Source organism: Myceligenerans indicum (genome assembly GCF_016742955.1).
Classification (GTDB): Bacteria; Actinomycetota; Actinomycetes; order Actinomycetales; family Cellulomonadaceae; genus Myceligenerans; species Myceligenerans indicum.
Window position 1 is genome coordinate 112,117 of the sequence record NZ_JABBYC010000003.1, and the last position, 22,916, is coordinate 135,032.

Annotated in this window: 18 protein-coding genes; 4 read left to right on the top strand and 14 right to left on the bottom strand. The window is 70.4% G+C overall.

The features are described 5' to 3' along the window. Nucleotides 1–164: 164 nt before the first annotated feature. The 4 genes from HGK34_RS03910 (at nt 165) to HGK34_RS03925 (ending at nt 3,079) form a co-directional block, all read left to right on the top strand. Nucleotides 165–452: a DUF6317 family protein gene (locus HGK34_RS03910; RefSeq protein ID WP_201845252.1), complete on the top strand. Its 288-nt coding sequence runs from the start codon at nt 165–167 to the stop codon at nt 450–452. Further along, the gene (locus tag HGK34_RS03915) at nt 449–2,215 is read left to right on the top strand and encodes a polymorphic toxin-type HINT domain-containing protein (RefSeq protein ID WP_372433064.1); all 1,767 of its coding nucleotides are present in this window, start codon (nt 449–451) and stop codon (nt 2,213–2,215) included. The genes HGK34_RS03910 and HGK34_RS03915 overlap by 4 nt, the downstream gene beginning before the upstream one ends. Further along, complete coding sequence (locus tag HGK34_RS03920; protein ID WP_201845257.1) at nt 2,215–2,661, top strand: hypothetical protein; 447 nt, start codon at nt 2,215–2,217, stop codon at nt 2,659–2,661. The genes HGK34_RS03915 and HGK34_RS03920 overlap by 1 nt, the downstream gene beginning before the upstream one ends. Nucleotides 2,662–2,782: 121 nt before the next feature. Beyond that, nucleotides 2,783–3,079, top strand: a complete 297-nt coding sequence (locus HGK34_RS03925) for a hypothetical protein (RefSeq protein ID WP_201845258.1) — start codon at nt 2,783–2,785, stop codon at nt 3,077–3,079. Between the two features lie 51 nt (nt 3,080–3,130). Here HGK34_RS03925 and HGK34_RS03930 read toward each other — a convergent pair whose 3' ends face one another. From HGK34_RS03930 to HGK34_RS03995, 14 genes are all read right to left on the bottom strand, one after another. Further along, on the bottom strand, nt 3,131–3,811 hold the full coding sequence (locus tag HGK34_RS03930) for a hypothetical protein (RefSeq protein WP_201845259.1): 681 nt from the start codon (nt 3,809–3,811) through the stop codon (nt 3,131–3,133). Next, the gene (locus HGK34_RS03935) at nt 3,808–4,473 is read right to left on the bottom strand and encodes a hypothetical protein (protein WP_201845260.1); all 666 of its coding nucleotides are present in this window, start codon (nt 4,471–4,473) and stop codon (nt 3,808–3,810) included. Before HGK34_RS03935 ends, HGK34_RS03930 begins: the two co-directional genes overlap by 4 nt. Nucleotides 4,474–4,520: 47 nt before the next feature. Next, complete coding sequence (locus HGK34_RS03940) at nt 4,521–5,915, bottom strand: hypothetical protein (protein ID WP_201845261.1); 1,395 nt, start codon at nt 5,913–5,915, stop codon at nt 4,521–4,523. 8 nt (nt 5,916–5,923) lie between these two features. Beyond that, a complete protein-coding gene (locus HGK34_RS03945) occupies nt 5,924–6,223 on the bottom strand; it encodes a hypothetical protein (RefSeq protein ID WP_201845262.1) in 300 nt (99 codons plus the stop codon). Between the two features lie 93 nt (nt 6,224–6,316). Continuing rightward, entirely contained in the window at nt 6,317–10,795 is a 4,479-nt protein-coding gene (locus tag HGK34_RS03950; protein WP_201845263.1) for a type VII secretion EssC family protein, read from the bottom strand. A gap of 1 nt (nt 10,796) precedes the next feature. Beyond that, on the bottom strand, nt 10,797–11,051 hold the full coding sequence (locus HGK34_RS03955) for a hypothetical protein (protein WP_201845264.1): 255 nt from the start codon (nt 11,049–11,051) through the stop codon (nt 10,797–10,799). 60 nt (nt 11,052–11,111) lie between these two features. Then, nucleotides 11,112–11,813 (bottom strand): hypothetical protein, encoded by a 702-nt coding sequence (locus HGK34_RS03960; protein ID WP_201845265.1) that lies wholly within the window; start codon nt 11,811–11,813, stop codon nt 11,112–11,114. Then, entirely contained in the window at nt 11,810–13,531 is a 1,722-nt protein-coding gene (locus tag HGK34_RS03965) for a serine/threonine protein kinase (protein WP_201845266.1), read from the bottom strand. Before HGK34_RS03965 ends, HGK34_RS03960 begins: the two co-directional genes overlap by 4 nt. Nucleotides 13,532–13,630: 99 nt before the next feature. Beyond that, complete coding sequence (locus HGK34_RS03970; protein WP_201845267.1) at nt 13,631–15,310, bottom strand: FHA domain-containing protein; 1,680 nt, start codon at nt 15,308–15,310, stop codon at nt 13,631–13,633. Nucleotides 15,311–15,332: 22 nt separating this feature from the next. Beyond that, a complete protein-coding gene (locus tag HGK34_RS03975) occupies nt 15,333–16,166 on the bottom strand; it encodes a PP2C family protein-serine/threonine phosphatase (protein ID WP_307815725.1) in 834 nt (277 codons plus the stop codon). Further along, nucleotides 16,163–18,088: an RDD family protein gene (locus HGK34_RS23125; RefSeq protein WP_201845268.1), complete on the bottom strand. Its 1,926-nt coding sequence runs from the start codon at nt 18,086–18,088 to the stop codon at nt 16,163–16,165. The genes HGK34_RS03975 and HGK34_RS23125 overlap by 4 nt, the downstream gene beginning before the upstream one ends. Further along, nucleotides 18,085–20,541, bottom strand: a complete 2,457-nt coding sequence (locus tag HGK34_RS03985) for a transglutaminase TgpA family protein (protein ID WP_201845269.1) — start codon at nt 20,539–20,541, stop codon at nt 18,085–18,087. The genes HGK34_RS23125 and HGK34_RS03985 overlap by 4 nt, the downstream gene beginning before the upstream one ends. Further along, nucleotides 20,538–21,887 carry a DUF58 domain-containing protein gene (locus HGK34_RS03990; protein WP_201845270.1) on the bottom strand — a complete coding sequence of 450 codons (1,350 nt, stop codon included), beginning with the start codon at nt 21,885–21,887 and terminating at the stop codon, nt 20,538–20,540. Before HGK34_RS03990 ends, HGK34_RS03985 begins: the two co-directional genes overlap by 4 nt. Further along, nucleotides 21,884–22,858: an AAA family ATPase gene (locus HGK34_RS03995; RefSeq protein WP_201845271.1), complete on the bottom strand. Its 975-nt coding sequence runs from the start codon at nt 22,856–22,858 to the stop codon at nt 21,884–21,886. The genes HGK34_RS03990 and HGK34_RS03995 overlap by 4 nt, the downstream gene beginning before the upstream one ends. Nucleotides 22,859–22,916 lie beyond the last annotated feature (58 nt).

The window sequence follows — 22,916 nt, forward strand, 5'->3', positions numbered from 1 at the left end:
GACCCTGGCGAATCATCGCCAGGGCTCCTACCTGCGGCGCCGGGGGCTCACCGTCTCCCCTCGCGGGTGCTGATATCACACTGTGTTGGCTGGTTGGATGGGTAGTTCTTTCCTTGCATGTCTGGAAATCTGCCGGTTAACCTCCCAGCTCAGGAGGTGTGACCATGGCGGATCTGAGGCTGGACCTGGAGGCGGTGCAGTCACTCGCGGCGAGCCTGACGACGGTCGCGGACGAGTTCGAGAACGCGAACGCGAACAGCGACCGCATCTCGGAGTCGGTCGGACACGAGGGCTTGGCCGGGTGCGTGCGCGACTTCGCCCACAAGTGGGACGACACGCGCGAGAAGATGACCGAGAGCCTGAGGGGGCTGGCAGACGCCTCGTCCGCGGTGTCGGACGCGTTCTCCGATGTCGACACCGACCTGGCCACGGCACTGGAGGGTGAAGAGTGAGCTACCGGCCCTCGGACTGGTCCCCGGTAGGACTCGACGTCGACCCGACCCCGGGCGACCCGGTCCTCGTACTCGCCGGCGGACAGGACTACCTGGAGGTCGCCGGCGCCATCAACGACGCGGCCTCGGCGATGTCACGCCTGGACGTGGACGGCACCGTCTCCCAGGCCGTGGACGCGCTGATGGAGAAGAAGGAAGACACCATCAGCGAGATCCGCCGAGCACACGGCCGCTACGAGGCCGCCGGTGAAGCACTGATCGACTACTCCAGCGCCCTGGAACGCGTCCAGCAGGAAACGCTGACCGCGCTCGAACAGGCCCGCACCGCCCAGACCGAACAAGAGACCGCCGCCCGACAGGCCGACTCCTTCCAGGACCTGGCCGACTCCACCACCGACGACGAACAGAAACGCGAGTACGAGCAGAAAGCCTCCGAGTACTCCGGCAACGCGACCACCGCGGCCGGGATCGTCTCCTCGGCACGCAGCACCGTCGAGGACGCCGTGGCCGACCGCAACACCGCCGCGGACAACGCCATCTCCCGCATCGAGGAAATCACCAGCAACGACGACCTCAACGACGGCTGGTGGGAGAACTGGGGCTCCAAACTCGTCGCCGCGATCGCCGACATCGCCGACCTCGTCTCCACCATCGCCGGCATCCTCGCCATCGTCGCAGCCTTCATCCCCATCATCGGCCCCGCCATCGCCGGCGCCCTCATCGTCATAGCCGCCGTCGCAGCCATCGTCTCCGCACTGGCCAACATCACCCTCGCCGCCACCGGCGAACGCTCCTGGGCCGAAGCAGGACTCGCCATCGCCGGCGCAGCCCTCTCCCTCATCGGCCTCGGCGGAGCCGCCAAAGCCGCCATGGGACTATCCAAAGCAGCCCTCAAACAAGGCTTCAAACAAGGCGCGAAAAAGGCCTGGTGCAAATTCGGGTTCGGCAAGTGCTTCGTCGCCGGCACCCTCATCCACACCCCCGACGGCCCCCGCCCCATCGAAGACATCCGAACCGGCGACAAGGTCTGGGCCCACGACCTGGCCACCGGCCACGACGAACTCCAACTCGTCACCGAGACCTTCGTGCGCACCACCACCGAACTGTTCCACCTCACCATCGGCGGCGAACGCGTCTCGACCACCGCCGAACACCCCTTCATGGTCCACGGCCGCGGCTGGCTGGACGCCGCATTCCTCAACGTCGGCGACCTCCTGGTCACCCCCGAGGGCACCACCGTCCCCATCCAGACCATCGAGACCGAACAACGCGCCGACCCCGAAACCGTCTACAACTTCCACGTCGAGACCCACTCCAACTACTACGTCCTCAGCGCCGATACACCAGTCCTCGTCCACAACGCAGGACACGTCAAGGCTCTCGACGTCGGAACCTACAGTGATCTCAAGAAGGCCGCCAAGGTCGGCGATAACCTGGAGCACGACCACATCCCGTCGTCCGCGGCGCTGAAGAAGGCCAAGGAACAGGAGCTCGGCCGTAAGCTGACACCGCAGGAGGCAAAGGACATTCACGAGCAGGGCATTGCGATCGAGCTCCCGAAGGAAGTGCACGCCAAGGGGGACACCTGGCGGGGGAAGAACACTTCGGACCGGATCAGCGGCGACGCGTCGGACCTGACTGCGGCAGCAGAGAGGGACTACGCCACCCAGAGTCAGAACCTGATCGATGCCGGATTCGACGCCGAGGACGTGGCCGCGGCAATCGAGAAGATGCGCGCGGCCAACAAGGAACGAGGGATCTGATGGTGACCGTCACAGGTGAGATGGCCGTGATGCTGGACGTGCTGGGCCTACCACAGGGTGACCGTCGCATCCTTGACGCGATTGCCCTGGTCGGGCCCGGTATGGAGATCGAGGAGTTCGACTGGGGCAGCGAGAGGTCCACATACTTCATCTTCAAACCGGCAGGCACAGACCTGCTCTTCGAGGATGGCGTGCTCGTGTCAGCCATCGTGCGGATGCATCCTGACGCGCAAGACCCCAGTTACGGCGTGTACCCGAGGCCGGCAGCCTTGGTCGACGGCCTACCGCCGACCGCCACACGGACCGAGGTCGAAGCCATCTTCGGGGTGGCGGAACGTACCGGGCCCAACTTCGTCAGGTACGAGGCGAACCAGCGTTACCTGCATGTCGAGTTCAACGCGGACGGCAAGATCGGGAAGCTGTCGGCGCTGCTCGAGCCGGTCTGACGAGGTATCGGGTTGCGTGCGTCGATCGCGACGGAGCACGCTCGAAGCTCCCGTCGCGGGCCCGTGCCCGCATGTACCGTACGTATCGGTCATGGCTGCCGATCCACGAGGAGCGAAGAGAGTGTCTGACACCGATCCCCGAGACATCGGGCCGCTCGACGAGGGAACCAAGCGGATTCTCCGTCCGGGGGCGATCGCCATCGGGGTGGGCTTCGCCCTGATCCTCGCCGGGGGCCTGAGCTCGTTCGTCGCGCCCGCTCTCTTCGCCGCCGTCGGCGGATGGATCACGCTGACGATCCTCTGTCTGGTGCTCGCCGTCGGCGCCACCCTCATCGCCTCGCGACGCATGAAAGAGGGCAACCTCAGCGCGGAGGAGTTCGATCGCTTGCACGGCGGGGACAGCCGGGACGCCGGCTGACGGGCAGGGCGGGTCGCCGTATCAGCGCACCCGCCCTGCCCATCGGGCAGGTCAGACCGCCTGCGCCACCACCGGCGAGGAAGAACCCGCCGTGTCCTCCCCCGGCGCCGAGCCCCCGTCGTTCTCGAGGAACGTGATCGTGTCGACGATCTCGTCGAACAGCATCGCGAACGGCTCCGCCGACGGGACGTTCGGTACGTTCACGCGCACGAGCAGGAGCTTCGACCGGTCGGGGTAGGGGACGTGGTAGCTCAGTCGCATCGTCAGGCTCTCGGTGCGCTGCTCGCCGTCCTCCAGGACCTTCTCCGCCATCTCGACCTCCCGTGCCACCGGCCCCAGGCGCTGCACGGCCACCTCTCCCTCAGGGAAGGAGGCGCGCAGGGCAGCACCGGTGTCACCCGCGTCACGGTGCTCCCGTGCCGCGGCCGGCCATTCCTCGTCGACCATGACCATCGCGGCAGGGAACGGCACGCCCGGAAGCATCTCGAGGGACAGCAGGTACGTGTGCACGCCGACGGCGACGGCGTCGCCCACGTTGTTCAGCAGCTCCTGTACCGCGTCGCGGCGCATGCTCGCGAGGCGGTCGTCCGTGCCCACCTGGTCCCGGACGAGCTTCTTGATGAACTTCTGGGCGGCCTCGCGGCTCTTGAGCGGGATGTTGACCCAGCTTCCCGGGACGATCACCCGGATGCCTCGGCCGAGCACGCGGGCCTGCCCGTTCGTGTCCGTCATGCCACCGGCTCCAGCTCGATCGTGAGTCCTTCCATCATGTCGACGACCGCCTGCGCCATGTCGTCGAAGACGCCGGCGCTCCGCGCGATGGCGGTCACCTCCACCATGTCCGGACACCCGGGTGGGAAGACACCCATCGCGACACGCTCCTCGAGCACGGCGACGCCCTCGCCCATCGTGCCCCGCAGGTGCCCGATCATGAGGTGCATCCCACTGGCATCACCCGCGGGAACCGCCGCGTCGATCGTTCCGGCGAAGACGTGCTCCGCGTCCTCGGAGTCCTCGACCGCCCCGGTCAGTTGCGCGTCGAACTCCGCGCGGCCCAGTCCCTGCTGGCCGACGAGCGTGATCATCGCGTCGACGATCCCGAGATCGGGCCGCCGGACGAGCACCGCGGTCTCCAGTCCGCGGATACCCGTGTCCCGCACGGAGCCCGCGACGTCCACGAGCTGCTCCGCCAGAGCCGCCACCGGATCGTCCTGGGCCTCCTCAGGGGCGTTCTCCACGGCCTGACCCGCATCCGTGTCCGGCGGGACGGTTGCTGCGGCCAGCATCGCCTCCGCGGCTGTCCGTGCCCATTCGGTCACGTCCGGCACCCCATCGGGTACCTCGAACCAGGACTCCGGAAGCCGGAGCTGGAATCCCGCCAGTCTTCGTGTCATGTCGTGATCTCCCGCAGCAGATGGCTCGGCACCGTGTTCCGAGGAACCTAGCCGACCAGCTTGATTCCCTTGCCGATGATCTTGTTGTAGTCCCCGCCCGCGGGCTGGGTACCGATCGTGCTCGCGTCACCGGCGATGCCCCAGCCGTTGCCCGACTGGATGTCGGTACCCAGGTTGTAGGTGTTCCGGCCGAGGTTGATGAAGTTGTGCGTGATGGAACCGAGGTACGCGGTGTTCATCGCGGCGGATGTCGCGCCGTCGATACGGAGCCCGGTCTGACTGAAGAACTTCGCCATGTCGACGACGTCGTCGTTGCCGAACGCAAGACGCATCCCGCCGTCCTTGTATGGCATGGGGAACTTGGTCTTGAGAGCATTCGTCCACTCGCGACTCTTCAGCAGGCCGGCGATCTTCTTGTCGGTGGCCGTCCGCAGGAACGGCGACTTCAGCGCCTCGCTCACGCGCTGCCCCTTGGTCAGCGCGAACGTCTTCCGAGACGACTTCAGCAGCGAGTTCCCGAACTTGAGCTTGCTCGCCCTCGTCGACAGCTGCGCCGAGGTCTGCACCACCGACCGCGCCTTGGCGTACTTGGCCACGGCGCCGATCGCCTTGCCGCCGAACAGGCCCAGGACGCCGAGCCCGATGCCCCCGAGAGCGGCCCAGCTGAAGCCCTCGGTCGCGATCTTCACGATGCCCTCGATGATCTGGAGGATGGCTCCGAGTGCGGCCAGCGCCACGAGGACCTGCCCCAGAATCGGCACCCACGACAGGAAGATCGCGAGGATTCCCGCGATGTCGCAGATGATCTTCAGCGCCTTGTACAGGAAGGTGCCGATCTCCTTGACCTTGTCCCAGAAGCCGTCCTTCAGCCCGTTGACCTTCGAGCCGTACACGACTTCGTGGATCTTGTCCTTCGCGACAGCCGCGGCGGCGTTCTTCGCCTCGTGACCATCGGTCCACTGCTGCTCGTACCGGGAGATCTCGCCGCGTAGCGCCGAGGCCTCGCTCGTCGCGTTCGTCGCGGTCGTTTCCGCGGACTGCTTGTCCGCGTCGCTGGCGTCGTCGGGCAGGTCGTCGACGGCACTCGCCGCGTTGCGCTCTGCCGTCTCCGCCGCCTCCAGCTCACCGCGCAGCCCCGCGAGCTCCCGGGCCGCCGGATCCGCCTGCTCGTACTTCGCGGTCTCCAGGGCATCGCCGTACGTGGCCAGTGCCTCGCCGGTGTCGGCGTAGCGTACCCGCGCCTTCTCGATGTCCTCCTTGACGCTGCTCGCGAGTTCTCGCGTCGCGTCCATCGCCAAGGACTTGTTGTCGATCTGGTCGACGATGTTGTCGAGCGAGCCCATCGACCGCTGGATCGCCTCGGCGATCTCCTGGTACCGACGGCCCTTGGCGCCGACCGTGTAGGGCTTGCCGTCGAGCGCTTCCCACTGTGTATCACCCATGGCTGACCTCAGCCCTCCCCTTTGGCGCCCTCTTCGAGGGCATTGGCCAGCTCGGTGTCCAGCTCGGTGAACGAGTCGGCGATCTGGTTGATGACGTCGGTCAGCTTCGCCAGATCCTCCATCATGTCGCCGCGCTTGATCCGCCACTCGTCGGCGAAGTCGTTGACGATATCGCGCAATTCATCGTGCCCGGTCGCTTCCGCCGCATCCTCGGCGTTGTCGTCGGCGTTCTCGAACTCACTCCTGATCGACGTCAGGTCGTCGGCAAGCGCCCGGAGATCCTCCAGGTTCATGTCCAGGTCAGCCACACGCGACACCTCCTCCAGTCCAGCCACGGTGATCGTTGGTCCGCCGGAAACCTAGCGGCTCCGAACGGTTCCGACCATGGGGAGCAGTCCCCATCAGGACCTCCCGCCGAGGACCAGGGGCAGTTGCACCCGCACGTGCTTCCCGCGCGCCACGTACGCACCGCGGCCCACCGGGAACTCGTCCTTGCCCGCGCGCGGCAGGGAGGTCTTGAGAATCGTGTCGCCCTCGAGGTTCGCCGGTTGCAGCAGCAGGCCGCGACGCCCGTTCTTCACCTCGGAGATCAGCGGCCACGACGCGCCCCAGGCGGCGGATTCCGCCTCGGCGACGAGGAGATGGTCGCTCTTGCGGATCGCCTTGGTGAGCTCCTGGATCGGCTTGTCGGCCGGGGACTGGAGATACTCGTTGATGCCCTCGATGACGACGAGGATTCCGGGTTCCGTGTCCTCGTCCTGCACGGCGACGGCGAGAGCCTTGGCGAGCTCCGCCACCTTCTCGGGACCCGTCGCGATCCCGGTCCACGGAACTTCTCCCGCGATCGCCGAACGCCCCTGCGCGAACAGGTAGGGCCGCACGCCGGGGTTGGCCCGCAGCATCGCCTTCGTGATCGCGACGAGCGCGTTGGACCGGCCCGCTCCAGGAGGCCCGGAGACCACCATCGTGCCGGTCGGGTCGAACGCGAACGGCGCGAGCCTGATGTTGTCCAGTCCCAGCACCGGCCACTTCTCGTCGCCGAGGACGTCCGGCAGGTCCAGCGCCGGGTACTCCCGCGGCAGCACCTTCACCGGGTCCGCCGGGGTCACGCCGGCGCGCTCCATCGACTCCGCGAGGCGCTCGGTCGCCTCGGCCTGCTCGGAGACGGACGTCGTCCCGCCGATGACGGCGATCTGGGTCTCGAGACCGTCGACGATCGCGCGCCCGGGAGGTGACGTCGGCTGGATGATGTCCTTCGGGACGCCGAACGCCAGGTACCCGTCCTCCGGCATGCGCAGGATGACGTTGCGCTGTACCAGCGACCGCACGTACGTCGGAATGGCTCCGGCGCGGTCCGCGGTGAAGGCCACATGCATACCGAGACCACGACCGTCCTGCAGGATGTCGCGCAGCACGCCATACCACTCGGCCCGGCCGGCACCGATCTCGTAGTCGTCCTTGAAGTTCGCGAAGCCGTCGAGCAGCAGCAGGATGCGCGGCACGCCACGCCGGCCCGTGATCTGCCGGTACTCGACGATGCTCGACGCCGTCACCGCGGCGAACGCCTCCGCGCGCTCGGTGAGCTGGTCACGCAGCATGCGCATCAGTCCGACGACCCGCTCGTTGTCGTCACCCTTGGCGATCGCGCCGACGTGCGGCAGGGACTCCAGCATGCGCAACGCGCCGGCCGCGAAGTCCAGGCCGTACACGTGCACCGGGCCACCGCGTGGCGTGATCCCGGCCGCTGCGCCCAGTGTCCGCAGCGCGGCGGACTTACCCGCACCACCCGTGCCGTAGATGCCGATGTTGCCGTCCTGGTCCGGATAGAAGTACATGACGGCCTGTGCCTGCTTCTCCGGCACGTCGGCGACCCCGAGCAGGAGCTCGCTGTCGGTCCGCTGCCGCAACCGGGTGAGGTCGTAGACGTCCGCGACCGGGTCGAGCCACGGACGCCGCGGCTTGGGCAGACCCGCGGCCCGGAAGCCCTCCATCACCCGGGCGACGAGGCGCTGCTGGTCATTGGGGCCGAGGTCCTTGCCTTCCTCGTCACCGCCCTCGACCACCGGCTCCTCCCACTTGTCCTCGCGCCCGAACTGCAGGCCCGACACCTCGATCTTGGCTCGCTCCGGCTCACGCGTGGTCCAGCCGCCCGCGTAGCCGGACTGGAACGCCTGCACACGCCCCGGACCGGTCTTCACCAGGCCACGGCCCGGCAGTGCCGGGTCGACGAACGCGGCGTCGGCCACGTCGACGACGTCCTTGGAGTCGGACTGGTCGGCCATGCGGAGCGCCACGCGCATGTTCGTGTTGGCGCGCAGGTTGTCCTTGATGACACCGGCAGGCCGCTGCGTCGCCAGGATGAGGTGGATGCCGAGCGAACGTCCGCGCTGCGCGACGTCGACGACGCCGTCCACGAACTCGGGGACGTCGCCCACCAGAGCGGCGAACTCGTCGACGACGATCACCAGTGACGGGGGCGTCTCCGGGTCCCCCCGCTTCTCCATCTCGAGAAGGTCCTTGACCTTCTTGCGGTTGAAGAGGTGTTCCCGGTGGTGCAGCTCGGCCCGGAGAGACGTGAGCGCGCGCTGCACGAGCGCCGGTGACAGGTCGGTGACCAGGCCGACGCAGTGCGGCAGCGCGATGCAGTCCGCGAACGCGGAACCGCCCTTGTAGTCCACGAACAGGAACGTCACGCGGTCCGGGCTGTACTCGGCGGCCATGCCGAGCACCCACGCCTGGAGGAACTCGGACTTGCCCGCACCGGTGGTCCCGCCCACGAGCGCGTGCGGGCCCTGCGTCCGCAGGTCCAGGTGCTGGGCATCCACACCCGCCGAGCCGACGATCGCACGCAGCGTTCCCGCACGCTTGCGCCTCTTGGCCGGGCCGGAGCGGTCGTAGATCGACAGGTTCTGCCGCCAGCGCTCGACAACCGCCTGGCTGCTCTCGAACAGGTCGTGTCCCAGCAGCGTCGGCATCGTCACTGCCCGCGGCAGGTCGGAGGCGTCCTCCACGATCGCACCGGCGTCGAACACCGGTGCCAGTCGACGGCCGTACTCCATCGCCGTCGTGGGGTCCACCGTCTCGAGCTGCACGTCGTCGACCCAGCGCCCGAGGCGGACCATGCCGACCCGCGGCCCCTCGGGCCCCAGGTCGACGAAGGTCCGGCAGGCAGCCGGCAGGTTCGCCGCCTGCGCGGCGATCCACACCGGGTAGACGCCGGCGTCGGCGCCCTGCTCGGCGAGCTGGATCAGCCGGGAGCGATCGACGTCGATGTCGTCCGAGATCAGCACGACGACGGCGGGCACCGGCGACTTCGTCCCCGCCTCGTCGGCGCCCGTACCGACCTCGCCGCCGCGCTCCAGCGCGCCCTCGTCCTCCTTGAGCGCGCCGCGTCGCCTGGCTCCGCGCTGCGCCTTGAGGCGGTTCGAGACGAGTTCCTCCAGCTCGGCGAGCAGTTTCTGCGCGCCGCCGGCGGAGTCGGCGAGGTGGTGCTCCTCGAGCGGGCTGTGCGGGGAGGAGGTGTGCGGGATCCAGGTGAGCCACTGCAGGCTTGCCGTCCACACCGGGCTCACCATGGCCGCGATGGCGAGCTCCGACGGCGAGTGCAGGCCGGTGAGTTGCAGCAGCACGGCGTTCAGGCTGCCCGTGACCTGCTCGGGCGGGCCGGCGAAGCCCAGCGCACCGGCGTCGTACAGGTTCTCGACGACGGGCACGCCGGCGATGTCCTTGTGCTTGTCCACGACCTCGTTCAGCAGGTCCTGGTACTCCTTGAGGAGGTTGCCCTTGCTGCCGGTCGTCACCGAGTTACGACTGGGCATCGTGCCCAGCCCGAACCGGACGTTGAGGAAGTTCCAGTGCTCCGGGCGCCGCGTCCACAGCAGCGGACCGTGGCGCATCGCCTCGACGTACACGTGCTGCGTGGCCGGGGCCTCGCGCAACCGCACGGAGTGCTCGGTCTCGGAGGCTTCGGCGAGTCCCTCACGCAGCGCGGAGAGACGCTCGTCGAACCGGTCGACGTCGCGATCCTTCCGCTTCTTGACCTGCCGCTTCTGCGTGACGAAGTTGCCGAACATCATCATCGGTGCCATGACCACGAACAGCAGCGACATGGGACGGCCCGTGATCGTGAACATGCCCAGACCCATCAGTACGGGCGCGATCAGGGCGAGGAACGGGAACTCTCGCGGATCGGTCTCCTTGGGCACCTCGGGCGGCTCGAAGTCCTCGCCCTGATAGCGCGCCTCGACCCGCGGGCTCCGGGTGAACGGCACCGGCCCTGCCGTCGGGGCGACGCCGGTCAGGACCCCAGCACCCTTGCGCTCCACGGTGATCGTGGTGTCGCCGACGAGGATCTGCTGGGTGGAGTCGACACGCATGCGCTGCATGTACTCCCCGTCGACCACCATGCCGTTCGCGGAACCGAGGTCGACGACGTCCACCTCATCGCCGACGTCGATGCGCAGGTGCCGTTTCGACACGAGCGGATCGCGCAGGACGACGTCACTGGATTCCGCGCGTCCGAGGACGAACGACCCCTCGGTGAGCTCGACCGTCCGGCCGCCGTCGATCCGCACGGCGGCCCGCACCTGCTGCGAACCCGGGTACTGGAACCCGGGCATCGCCTGCTCGACGGAGGCGACGAACGCGCCCGACCCGATCGAGGCCTCACCGAGTGCGGCCTCCGCCGGCAGGCGCGACGGCCGGTCCTGACCGGGCAGCTGTGCCTCCAGCGTGCGCGGGCCCGCCGCAGCGCCGTCGCCGCGTGGGTCGACCCGGGCGATCGTGTCGGCGATCTCGCCGATCTTCGCACCGGCGTCGGCCGCGACCACGACGTCGTCCTGGCTCCCGTCGCGCCGCATCAGCGTCACCTTGACGCGCATGTCATCCCTTCCTGTTCCTGCTCAAACCGAGCACCAGTCCGACCACCGCACCCACGACCGCACCGATCAGGACCGCCGTCCACGTGGAGGCGTCCACCAGGGCTCGACCTGCCGCCTCGAACGGATCGGTGAACTCGCCGGTCCCCAGGCCCCCGCTGGTCAGCAGGAACGTCGTGACGGCGAGCACGAAACCTATCGCCGCGCCTCCCATCGCGAAGCCGGGCACCAGCTCTCTGGTGGGCCGCAGGCGAGTCATGGCAGTGTCCGTTCGGCACTGACCAGCGCGCGGGTACGGCGGGTCGTCGTCATCCACATGTCAGGCGTCGTCCTTCAGGTCGAGCAGGGGTAGGTCGTGGGGCGTCACCAGTCGGGAGGCGACCGCGTACTCGACGAGACGCGCCCTGCGGTTGGTGGCCTGGGATCCGGAGTCGCCGCGCAGGCCCTTGACGCCGATCCGGTCGAGCTTCTCGCACACGTTGTCGAGCTTCCGGTTGAACCGCGTGCCGGCCCAGCCCAGGCGCCGGGCCGCGGCCGCGGAGCTCGGGATCTCGCTGAGACCGCTGCCCTCACGGCGCAGCATGGGCTCCGCGAGAGACACGATGAGCTGGCGCTGGCTCGTGGTGAACCGGATGGCCCCGATGGTCGTGGCGCCGCTGCCCGCGTCGTCGTCGGACGAGATCTCGTGGTACGGGGCGTCCTCGAGGTGCAGGCTGAGCTCGTACGTGGTGGGGCCGGCGGTGAAGACCACCGACGTGCTCGGGAAGACGATCGGCAGACGGTTGCCGGGCGGCAGCCAGGACTGCACGCCTCCTCCGGCGTCGCACACCGTGGCCGAGATGAGCGACCCGACGTTGGACAGCCACCAGATCCCTTCCTCGTACGTCACGCGGAGGAAGCGGCGGTGCAGGTAGGGGTTGTCGTCGACGCTGAGGTCGCCCTCGCGGCCGATGTCGAAGGTCGTCCCGTCACCCTCCGGGCGGAACCACTCGCCGCAGAACTCGATCGAGAGTCCGTTCATCCGTCTGCCTCCGCGGGAGGTACGCAGTCATCTGCCGCCTCGGACAGGTTGTTGTCCCGGATCGTCACGACCTCGACGCAGGTGTCGCCGGGCTCGCGATCGACGGTGACGGTGGTCTCGTCGCCCACGGACGTGTAGGCCCGTTCCTTGGAGAAGCTCTTCACCCAGTACCCGAACTGGTCCCCCTCCTCGAAGGACTCCGGCCTCTTCCAGGTCACGACGACCTGCTCGCCGTCCGCCTCGGCCGTGACCTGCAGCGGGGGCGCCAGGTAGTTGGGAACGACGTTGTCGACCAGTCCGTCGTCGAACTCGCCGGTGCTGGTGCCGGAGGCCGTCGGGTCGCCTTCGTCCTGCTGCGCGTCCCAGGGCCGCAGGACGAACAGGAGCACCCCGATCGCCACGAGCGCGACCACACCGAGGATCGGCGCGACGAGCCGCCTCGGGCCGGGCGAGGGCTCCTCCTGGTCCGCTCCCTGCGGAGCGTGCTCCTGGACCCCCTGCTGCCCGGCGGGCAGCGACGTACGCGCCACGGTCTCCTCGACCGTGTCGACGACGCCACCACCCGGGACGAAGGGCAGGTGCGGCGCCGCGGCGGTGCCCACCGGCTGCGGCGCCATCCCCGTGCCGGAGGGCGCACCGGTGACGGAGCCCTGCTGTTCGCCGCCCGGCCGCGGCGGCTCGAAGCCGCCTCCGGCACGGGCCGGCCGAGGAGGCCCCGCAGGTGGTGACGCGACGTCCGGGGCCGGGCCCCGCGCCGGGGGCGCCTGCTGGCCCGGGTCGATCGAGACGACGTTGCGGAACCGGGTGCCGTCCTGGTCGTCGTCCTCCTCCTGGTGCATCTGGCCCGACTCGTCGAGGATGTCGATCGTCGTCATGTCGCGCGACATCTCGACCTGGACCTGCTGCAGGGCCCGGGCGAACGCCAGCGCGGTCGGGTAGCGCGAGGTGGGCCGCTTGCTCATGGCGGTGGCCAGGACACGCTCCAGCGAGGGCGGCACGTCGGAGCGGCCGAGCGCGGGCAGCGATCCGGTCTCGATGCGTGCCATGAGGTCCGCCGAGCGGTTCGATCCCCCGGGCACCTCGAACGGGGTCCGGCCCGCGAGGAGGGTGTAGCAGGTGGCGGCGAGGCCCCACACGTCCGTCGCGATCCCGCTGATCGGCGGGTCCTGGAATGACTCCGGCGGCGACCAGGGGATCGACATGCCCTCCGCCGCCGACGCCTCGTCGAGCGTGGACGCGATGCCGAAGTCCGTCAGGACCGGGTGGCCGAACTGCGTGACAAGGATGTTCGCCGGCTTGATGTCGCGGTGCAGGATCCCCAGCCGGTGCGCGGTCTCGACCGCCCCGGCGATCTGGATGGTGGTCCGCAGCGCCTCGGCCACGGAGAACCGCTCGCTGCGGTAGCGCGCCCCGAGGTTGGGGCGTGAGCAGAACTCCATCGCCAGGTACGGGCGCCCGTCCCCGGCGGTCGCCGCCTCGTACATCGTCACGATGGACGGGTGGTTGCCGAGGGTGGCCATGAGATCGGCCTCGGCGTCGAACGTCTCCCGCTGGGTTGCGCTCGACCACTCCTTGAGCAGCACCTTGATGGCGACCTGGCGCCGCGGACGGCGCTGCTCGTAGAGGAACACATCCGCGAAACCGCCCGAACCGACGACTCTCTTGAACTCGTAGCCATCGATCTGTGGCGGCGCGGAGGGCGCACGCTTGCTGCTCACTCGGTTCCTTTCATGTCAGACTTCGTCGAATGCACCGCGATGGTGGGTTCTGGGGCGCGGACCCACACATACCGTGCGTTCAGCGCGGGATCCGGAGATTCACCAGATCCCCTCGAAGGTGAGGGTGACGCCGTCGCCCAGATCGACCACGTCACCGTCCGCCACGATCTCCTTCTCGTTCGGATGGAGGCGGCGTGGCGGCTGACCAGGACGGAGGAGTGTGGTGCCGTTCGTCGTGGCCATGTCCGCCACCAGGACGTGCCACTCCTCGAGCGAGATCTCCAGATGTGAGCGCGAGATGTCCTGGTTGGGACTCGACACCGTCACGAGTCGCGGAATCTCCGAGGCGGACGTGGTCGCGGTCCGCGGCCTTCGTCCCACGATCACCGCCCGGTCCAGCTGGACGATCTGCTCGCCGCGTACTCCGTCGGCACCGGTCTGCGCCGACCCGGTGGTGACCACGAGCCGCCCCAGCGGTGGGCGCGCGGCGGTCGACGGCTCGCCGGCCAGCGGCTCGCCACAGGTGCGGCAGGTCGGCCTCGACGGCGGGTTGGCGTGACCGTTCGGGCAGCTCACGGCAAGGATCTGGACGCCGCCCGAGACCGGCGGACCGCCTGGTGCGGAAGCACCCGGCAGAGGACCGCTCGAACCTCGCAGGGCTGCCAGATCGGACTGCATGACCGTGTGGCCGTCGTGGTCGTCCGGCTCCTCCTGCTCCACGCCGCTCACGGCCGCGGCGCGGTGCGCGGCGGCCGGAGTGCCGCCGGTCGCCGATACCGGGGAGCCCGGGAGGGCTCCCGGGATCGCGGAGATCAGGCCCGGCTCCCCGGCGGGACGGCTCGGCTCGTCGCCCGGTCCAGGGACCGCTCCCGAGACGGCCGCCGGGGGCGTGGGCTCCGGCGCCTCGGACGGAACGGCCGGTTCGGGCGCGCCAGGGGAAGCCACGGGCGCAGCGACCGGGGCGGACGGGTCCGGGCTCGGTCCTCCCGGGCTCTCGTCCTCCTCCTCGTCGTCCTCCGAGATGCGCACCGCGGCATCCTCGACGCTGCGCATGATCGTCTCGCCGAACAGATGCTCGTACTCGTCGTCACCGCCGACCTTGGTCGCCTCGGGCACGGGGCTGTCCGACGGCGGCGGGACGGCCGGCCCGGCGAACGACGAGGCCGGAAGGGCCCCGGCACCCGCCGCGGGCTCGGTCCGGGCCGGAGGTGGGGGCGGGACCGGCGAGACGCCCGGCACCTCGGGGATCTGTTCGAGACCGGAGACCTCGTCCTGCTTCGCGGCAGCCGGACCGGGGGCTGCGGCCGACAGGGCACCGGCGACGAGTTCCCGGTGGACCGACTCGACCGGCACCACGGCCGACTCGACCGGCAGACCGCCAGGACCGGCCGCCCCGGACGTGGTCGAGGCCGTCGACAGCGCCGCCACGAACGACGTCGGCTCCTCGATGACGCGCTCGGACCAGGACACGACGTCCTGTCCCGTCACCTGCACGGACCCCGCGGGCGTCGCCACGGCCACCCCCACGCCCGAACCCCGGACGGCCACATGCGCGGCGCCCGTGGACTGGACGGAGACGACGGCGAACGGTGGCACGGCGCGCAGGCCGCCCGGAACCGACGTGAGCACGCCGAGGGCGGCCGCGACACCGTCGGAGGCGGCGGCCAGCTCCGTCCAGAGCTCGGCCAGCAGGCCGGCATCGGCCTGGCCGGGGAGTACCACCACGGTCTCCCCTCGGATCACCGCGCGGGCAGGTCCCTCGGTGTAGTGCACAGTCATCTCGGTCCCTCCGGCGTCTCGGTCATCCGCCGTTTCGTGGTTGCGTGTCTTCCATCAGGCGCCGGCCGCCCGGCACCATGTCACAGTCGCGCTCCGCTGTGGCGCCGTCCGTGTCGTGCGGCACTCCCGTGACGTCCACGACCAGCACCGTCACGTTGTCGCGGCCGCCCGCTTCGAGAGCGGAGGCAACCAGTTCCTGCGCGGCCGTCCCCGGGTCCGGGAAGGCGAGCAGGATCTCGCGGATCTGTTCGTCGTCCAGCTCGGCCGTGAGCCCGTCGGAACAGACGAGAATCCGCTCATGTGCCTCGACCGGAACATACCGGAAATCCGCGTCCGGGTCGTCAGGCCCGCCGAGCGCCCGGGTGATCACGTTGCGCCGGGGATGATGCCGCGCCTCCTCGGCCGTGAGCACGCCGGCGTCGACGAGCTCCTGGACCTCCGAGTGGTCCACGCTCATCTGTTCCAGCTCGCCGTTCGAGAGAAGGTAGGTCCGCGAGTCGCCGACGTTGACCAGCAGCCAGTACGGAACACCGTCGACGTAGGCCAGCACCGCGCCGGTCAGCGTGGTGCCGGCGCTGCGGCCCTTGGGACCGGTCTCGATGGCCCGCACTTCCTTCTGCGCGACGTCCACGAGGACGTCGACGAGCTCCGGCTCGATCGTCTCCGCCTCGAGCAGGAAGCTCAGGGCGCCCAGCGCGGTCGCGCTGGCGATGTCCCCGGCGTCGTGCCCGCCCATTCCGTCGGCGACCAGGAACACGCCGTTCTCGGCCAGGTAGGCGTCCTCGTTGAGCTTGCGTCGCCGGCCGCGGTCCGATGCGGCACCCCACATCAGCGACGGCCGGTTGTCGGAGCTCACCCCCGCGTCCCCGGATGGACGACGACGCGCCGGTCGCCGAAGTGGATCGTCGACCCGACGGGGACCCGCACCCGGGCCCCGGCCTCCGCGACCCGGGGAGGCAGGCCCGGCACGGACACCACGGTCCCGTTCGTCGAGCCCCGGTCCGTGAGCCACAGACCCGCCGAGTCCACGCCGAGCTCCGCATGGTTCTTGGACACGGAACGGGTCGGGTCGGGAATCTGGACGAGGCGAACGCCCGAGCCGCCCGGTGCCTGCGGGTTGCGGCCCACCAGGGTGGGACCGGCCACCTGGACTCTCTCGCCCGACTCCAGCTCCAGCACGGCACCCAGCACCGGCGGAGGGTCCATCGCCCCGCCCGAGGCGGTGGGCGACTGCATCATCGTCTGGTCCGACAGCTGATCCATGCGGGTGTCCGGGTCGGGGAACCCGCCGGCTCCGTACCGCTCCGCCCGCGCCTGACCTGAGGAGCCCCTTCGCTGCCCGGGGCCGTCGATCCCGACCGCACGGGTCGGCTGGGAGTCGCGCCGCTGCGGCTGCGAGATCGGGGGGTAGGGCGACGTCTCCGGCACCGGATGATCCGGAATGGTGTTCGCGGCGGTGATCGGCCGCGGCGAGCTGGGTGTCGCGGGCGGCGACGGCGTGGAGGCTGCCGCCGTCGTCGGCGCGTCAGCAGGCGGGGACGACGGCGGTGCCCCGGGAGACATCGGCTGCTGCGGCCGGGCGGGAGCTTGTCCGGGCCGCTGCCAGGCCGGGACGTCCTGGCCCGGCCCGCCGGGCTGTACGGACGGGGCCTGACCGGCCGCGCCTCCGGGCACGTCCGTGATCAGTCCCTCGCCCGACGACGCGCCGGGGAACGACCAGGGATCCGGCTGGGCCGGGGCTGCCGGACCGCCCGGCGTGAACGAGGCCGCCGGCTGCCGACCGGCAGGCAGCGCGGGGCCGGCGGGCGCCTGGCCCGCGGACGAGGCAGCCGAATGGGCCTGCCCGGCCGCCCGCAGGGCGCCTGGGCTCGCCTGGCCGGCCGACGTCGGCGGTGTCCCCGGCACGGGAGCGCCGGGCACCGGAGCGCCGCGGCCCGGCCCTCCGGGACGCGGCGCGCCCGGACGCGGGGGCGCGTGCGGACGGGAGTCGGGATCGAAGCCCTCCACCACGGGCGCGGGCTTCTTCCTGGCGTCGACGACCACGGCGCCGGCCGCCCTGTCGTGCCAGCCCTGCACGCGACCACCCTTGTCCCACAGGGGGCTGAGCAGCACCACCCAGGCGCCGACACCGCAGACCAGGCCTCCGGCGCCGACGACCAGCACCCGTAGGACGACGCGCCAGAAACCGATGGGCTGCCCGTCGGCGGCCGAGACCGTGCGGATCCCGAGCGCGACGTTGCCGAACGTCCTTCCGGACCGGCCCGCCCAGATCCACATGGCCAGGTTCCACGCGAACATGAGACCGAAACCGACGACGAGACCCGCGACCAGCGTGGTGGCCATCGCGCGCTGCTCGTTCTCGTCGATGGCGATCACGCCCTCGGGCGGCTGCGCGAGGAGGAAGGCGATCCCGTACACGGTGGAGAAGAGCACGGCTCCGACGGCGCCGTCGAGCAGGACCGCGACGATCCGCCTGCCGACGTGCGCGAACACCGGCCCCGGCTCCTCGGCTGCCGGGGTCCGGTCGTGGACCGCCCGTACCGTACCCGTCTGGAAGACGTCGTCGGGGCCCGCCACACCATGGTGGAACGGAGGATCCTGCCCGCCCGGGGGCGCGGCATAGCCTCCGCCCGCACCTTGCCGGACAGCGCTCCACGGCCCAGGCTGCTGCTCGGCCGCGGGCCCGCCAGGAGGAGGGAACTCGCGTCCGCACACCCCGCAGTACTGCGTCCCCGCGGCTTGGCGCGAGAGGCAGCCACCGCACACCACGTCCGTCATCGGTTCTCCTTCGAGCCTTGCTTCACCAGGTCATGCAGGACGCCCGTGACTCCGCGTCCACCCGCCATGCGCGCGCGAACGCTGCGCAGGGACAGCGCCGCGGCGATCCTCTGCCGGGTGCCCACGGATGAGCGTAGGCCGCCGAGGACGGTGTCCACCTCCTCCCAGAAGGTGTCGACTTCGTCCTGTGTCGGTTGGCTCCCGCTGAACACCGTGGCATCGGCCCGGTGTGCGAGCATCAGTGTGCCGGGTGTCTCATGCTTTGTCGCGATAAGCCCCGCGCCCTCGCGCCGTGTCGCGGACCGCGGCACGGACGTGCCCATGTCGGTCGCCGCGTCCACCACCTCATGCCAGCCGCCGCTGAAGCGGTCGGCCAGTTCGCCGGCGGTGCGCCGCCGGGTCCTGCGGCGCGCCTTGTGCGCGAGGATCAGCAGGATCGGAAGCAGCACCAGTGCCAGCGGGATCGCCACCGCGAGCACGACGGTCAGGAGCATCGCCCAGTCGAAGGCCTCGTTCTCGGCCTCGTCCTGGTCCTCGTCGTCCACGCTGCCGGCCTTGTTCTGCTCCGGCTCCTCCGGGGGCTCGGGCTGCTGCAGCACCGGCGGCTTGGGCAGGGTCTGCGTCCGCGGCTCGGGCTGGATCTTCGTGTCCTCGTCCGGGTCCACGTCGATCGGCACCCAGCCGTACCCCTCGAACGGCACCTCGATCCAGGCGTGCACGTCCTTACCGCGTACCACCCATTCCTCGCCCGCGGACCGGTCGGAGTCCTCGTCCTCGACGAACCCCATGACCACCCTCGCGGGAATACCCACCTGCCGTGCGAGGAGGGCGAAGACCACGGCGAACTGCTCCTCGTCACCGACCATCTTCTTCTGGTCGAGCAGGTGGTCGATGCGCGCGGCGCCGTGGCCGGGGCGCGACTGCGGCTGCCCCTCCAGGCCGCTGGAGAGGATGCCGTCCGCCTCCAGGGCGTCCCTGATGAGGAAGAGCTTCTCGGCCGGCTCGGTCTTCTCGCCGACGTACTGCGCGGCCTTGGCAGGCACGTTCGCCGGGAGTGCCGCCCTCTCGGTCGTGGGAAGCTCGACGTCGGACACCGTGGCGCGGGCCAGGTCCTCTTCCGACGGAGGCGTGGTGAGCAGGGCGTCGAACTCGTAGCTGTCGCCCGGCTGCACGCCCGCGAGCGTCACGGCGGTCTCCGTCTCGCTGTCGTAGTAGGTGCCCGCGTCCTGGTTCGAGGCGCGTGCGCCCGTCCACGTGACCCCCGTCAGGTCGCCCGTCTCCGGCACCCACACGTCGCGGTAGTCGAGCGAGGTCACGGCGACCGTTGCCCGGGTGCCCCGCGCAGCCGTGACGATCTCGCGGCCCACGCGCGTGAACACGCCCGTCGCGCCACCCTCACCCGCCGCGTCGTACACCACGCCGTCGTACTCGTCGAGCGTGGCCAGGCGGATCCTGGCACCCTCCGGCAAGCCCGTGACGCTGAGGATGTCGGTCTCCTTCTCGTCCTTGGCGTAGTGCCGGAAGGAGGCGAGCGGCGTCGAGAACTCGTGCAGGTCGAGCGGCGGCACGATCTCCTCGCGCAGCACCGTCCTCGGAGCGTCCGGCAGCAGTGCCGGGCCGGCGAAGCCGGCGGCCGCGGCCGCGACGCCCAGGATGACCGCACCCGTGCGCACCCGGTACCAGGCCAGTCGGCGCGTGGCCTCACGGCTCTGCTCGGTGCTGATCGCGTGGGTGCCCACCCTGGCACCCATCGCACGGACTCCACCCCACAACAGCCCGACCACCGCGAGCACGAGACCCTGCACGACGGGCAGCGCCGTCTCCAGGGTGCCGAGCAGGATGACCCCGGCGAATCCCACGATGATCGGCAGCATCGCCCAGGCGGCATGCCGGGCACGCAACGCGATCGTCGCCGCGACGAGCGCCACGACCAGCATCATCAGGTACGGCACGACGGCCAGTTCGGGGAACGAGCCCAGCGGCGGAACGGTCGTCACGAACGCCTTCCAGCCCTGGACGGCGCCGAGCAGCAGATCCTGGAGGGTGGTCGGGCTCGGGAGGACCCCGCCGATCGCATCACGCGGCAGGGCGAGCACGGCGCCGAACAGCAGATAGCCGAGGACGGCGAGCGCCGCCACGGTCACGGCCGGCCAGCGGCGCCATGCGCTCAGCCAGGCGATGGCCAGGCCGAGCACGGTGCCGCCGATCGCGGGCACCAGGTACCCCGGCGCGCCCCAGACGGGGCCGAAGCCCAGCACGACGACCCCGCACATCGCGGCGATGGCGCCCAGGTCGAACCCTGCGCCCGTCGTCGCCGCGCGCGGGCGCGCGTCGGCGGCGCGGCGGGTGGTGCCGCCGCCCCGGGTCCTCGACCCGGTGAGACCGGTCGGCCTGCTGCCGTCCGGGTTGATCCCGCGGCGCGCTCCGCCGCGGGTGGTCTCGTCGTGGCTCATCCCTCACTCATCTTTCGCAGTGCGAGCGGCAGGTCGCCGAGCTTGCCGAGCGTCAGGACGCCGAGCTCGGCGATGGCGTGCCGGGACAGCGAGGCCCCGGGCACGCACTGGATCGCCATCACCTGCACGCCGGCCGGGAGGCGTGCGGAGGCCGAGCGCAGCTCGGTCGGCGTGACGAGGCTCCCCGTGACGAAGGACATCACCGAGGCGTCGTTCACCGTGGTGCCGGCGATGCGGGCGAGGTCGGCGAGCGTGGTCCTCGTCGAGGTCAGCTCGATCCGCGAGAGGTCGTCCAGCAGCCGGGTGCGGTGGTCACCGCGCAGGTTGCCGGCGTCGTTCACCATCACGGTGACGCCCCGGTCCTCACGGATCGCCTGCAGGCCCAGCGAACCGCAGACGCTGACCGCGAGCTCGAACTCCTCCTCGCCCGCGTAGTCCGCGGCCCGCGTGCTCAGCAGCACCGCCAGGTGCGAGCGTCGCGTCTCCTCGAACTGGCGGACCATGAGCTGCCCGGTGCGCGCCGTGGTCTTCCAGTGGATGTGGCGGCGGTCGTCGCCGGGCACGTAGTCGCGCAGTGCGTGGAAGGACACGTCCGAGTTGGAGAGGTCCTGGGTGACGCGGCCCTCGAGGTCCTTGAAGAAACCGGTGTTCGATCCCATCAGGTTCTTCACCTGGGGGTGCACGAACAGTTCCTCCGGCTCGGTCCAGGTGACCTCGCGGCGCAGCAGTCCGAGCGGGTCGGCACGCACGGACTTGACCGGACCCACCCTGATCACGCTGCGACGCCTCGTCGGGATCGTGAAGATCTCCTCGTGCGAGCCGCCGCCGCGCAGGCGCGGGACCGGGAAGGCCGCGGTCCCGGTTCCGACCGGAAGCTCCATGACCGAGGGCAGTACCGGCCGCCGCGCCTCGTTGCGCACGTCGAGGCGACCGACGGCGCGGTCGCCGACGGTCACGCGCCGCTGGGCCAGGTCGAGCACCACGGTGTACCGGAACTTCCCGAGCACGAACGCACTCGCCGCGACCAGGGTCACCGTCAGCAGGACGGCCGCGATCAGTACCTCGACCCAGGAGAGCAGCAGGCCGGCCACCCACGCCGCCACGGCCGTGACCAGCACCGCGAGACCGAAGCCGCTGAATGCCTCGGTGAGCGGACGGAGCCACGCGCGCACGCGGGACAGTCCGCGTCCGATCACGCCGGAGAACGCCAGCCGGCCACGGCGTGCGGCACGCCGCAGGCCCGCGCCACGCGCCCGTCGGCCGCCGGGGGTCTCCGTCCGCTTCCCGTAGCCCGGCCGCGACGTCGCGCTGGTGGTGACGGGCGGCCGGGTCGCCGTCGCCGTCATGCCGTCACACGCTCCTGCGGGGCGGCGACGTCGGAGAGGATGCGGCCCAGGATGATGTCCGGCTGCGCGCCGGCGAACTCCGCCTCCGGGTCGAGCACGAAACGGTGTGCCCACACGTGCTGGGCCAGGTCCTTCACGTCGTCGGGCAGCACGTAGTTGCGGCCGTGCACGGCCGCCCACACCTTGGTGCAGCGCACGAGCGCGAGGGCTCCGCGGACGGAGACGCCGATGCGGACCTCGGGGGCGTTGCGGGTCTCCTCGGCGAGGCGCGAGACGTACTCCAGCACGGCGGTGTCGGTGTAGACGGCGTGCGCCAGCGCCGACATCTCCGTGACGGCCTTGGTGGTGATCAGTGGCTGGAGCCCCTGGCTGCGGTCCTTCACCGAGGCGCCGGTGAGGATCTCGACCGTGGAGGCGTGGTCCGGATAGCCCACGGAGGTCTTCATGAGGAACCGGTCGAGCTGGGCCTCGGGCAGCCGGTAGGTGCCGGCCTGCTCGATCGGGTTCTGCGTGGCGATGACCATGAACGGGTTGCCCACGCTGTGCCGCACGCCGTCGACGGTGACGTGGCCCTCCTCCATGACCTCGAGCAGCGCGGACTGCGTCTTCGGCGAGGCACGGTTGATCTCGTCGGCCAGGACGATGGACGCGAAGATCGGCCCCTGGTGGAAGTCGAACTTGCCGGTGTTCTGGTCGTAGATGGTGACGCCCGTGACGTCCGACGGCAGGAGGTCGGGCGTGAACTGGATGCGGTTGTGCGTGCCCTGGACGGAGGCCGCGATCGCGCGGGCCATGGCCGTCTTCCCGGTGCCGGGGGCATCCTCCAGCAGCAGGTGACCCTCGGCGAGCATGCAGGTCAGTGCCAGCCGGATGACCTGGGACTTGCCCAGCACCGCCTGCCCGACGTTGCCGACCAGACGGTCGAAGGTCTGCGCGAACCAGGCCGCCTGTTCCGGCGTCATCGTACTCATGTGTTCCTGCTTTCTTGCGTCATGGGAGCGTGATTCGAGTGGGGCCGCGTGCGGGGTT

Excerpts from the sequence above, each read along its gene's own strand:
- HGK34_RS03910 (WP_201845252.1), top strand. The coding sequence starts at position 165 with ATGGCGGATCTGAGGCTGGACCTGGAGGCGGTGCAGTCACTCGCGGCG.
- HGK34_RS03920 (WP_201845257.1), top strand. The coding sequence starts at position 2,215 with ATGGTGACCGTCACAGGTGAGATGGCCGTGATGCTGGACGTGCTGGGC.
- HGK34_RS03930 (WP_201845259.1), bottom strand. The coding sequence starts at position 3,811 with ATGACGGACACGAACGGGCAGGCCCGCGTGCTCGGCCGAGGCATCCGG.
- HGK34_RS03935 (WP_201845260.1), bottom strand. The coding sequence starts at position 4,473 with ATGACACGAAGACTGGCGGGATTCCAGCTCCGGCTTCCGGAGTCCTGG.
- HGK34_RS03940 (WP_201845261.1), bottom strand. The coding sequence starts at position 5,915 with ATGGGTGATACACAGTGGGAAGCGCTCGACGGCAAGCCCTACACGGTC.
- HGK34_RS03950 (WP_201845263.1), bottom strand. The coding sequence starts at position 10,795 with ATGCGCGTCAAGGTGACGCTGATGCGGCGCGACGGGAGCCAGGACGAC.
- HGK34_RS03955 (WP_201845264.1), bottom strand. The coding sequence starts at position 11,051 with ATGACTCGCCTGCGGCCCACCAGAGAGCTGGTGCCCGGCTTCGCGATG.
- HGK34_RS03960 (WP_201845265.1), bottom strand. The coding sequence starts at position 11,813 with ATGAACGGACTCTCGATCGAGTTCTGCGGCGAGTGGTTCCGCCCGGAG.
- HGK34_RS03970 (WP_201845267.1), bottom strand. The coding sequence starts at position 15,310 with ATGACTGTGCACTACACCGAGGGACCTGCCCGCGCGGTGATCCGAGGG.
- HGK34_RS23125 (WP_201845268.1), bottom strand. The coding sequence starts at position 18,088 with ATGACGGACGTGGTGTGCGGTGGCTGCCTCTCGCGCCAAGCCGCGGGG.
- HGK34_RS03985 (WP_201845269.1), bottom strand. The coding sequence starts at position 20,541 with ATGAGCCACGACGAGACCACCCGCGGCGGAGCGCGCCGCGGGATCAAC.
- HGK34_RS03990 (WP_201845270.1), bottom strand. The coding sequence starts at position 21,887 with ATGACGGCGACGGCGACCCGGCCGCCCGTCACCACCAGCGCGACGTCG.
- HGK34_RS03995 (WP_201845271.1), bottom strand. The coding sequence starts at position 22,858 with ATGAGTACGATGACGCCGGAACAGGCGGCCTGGTTCGCGCAGACCTTC.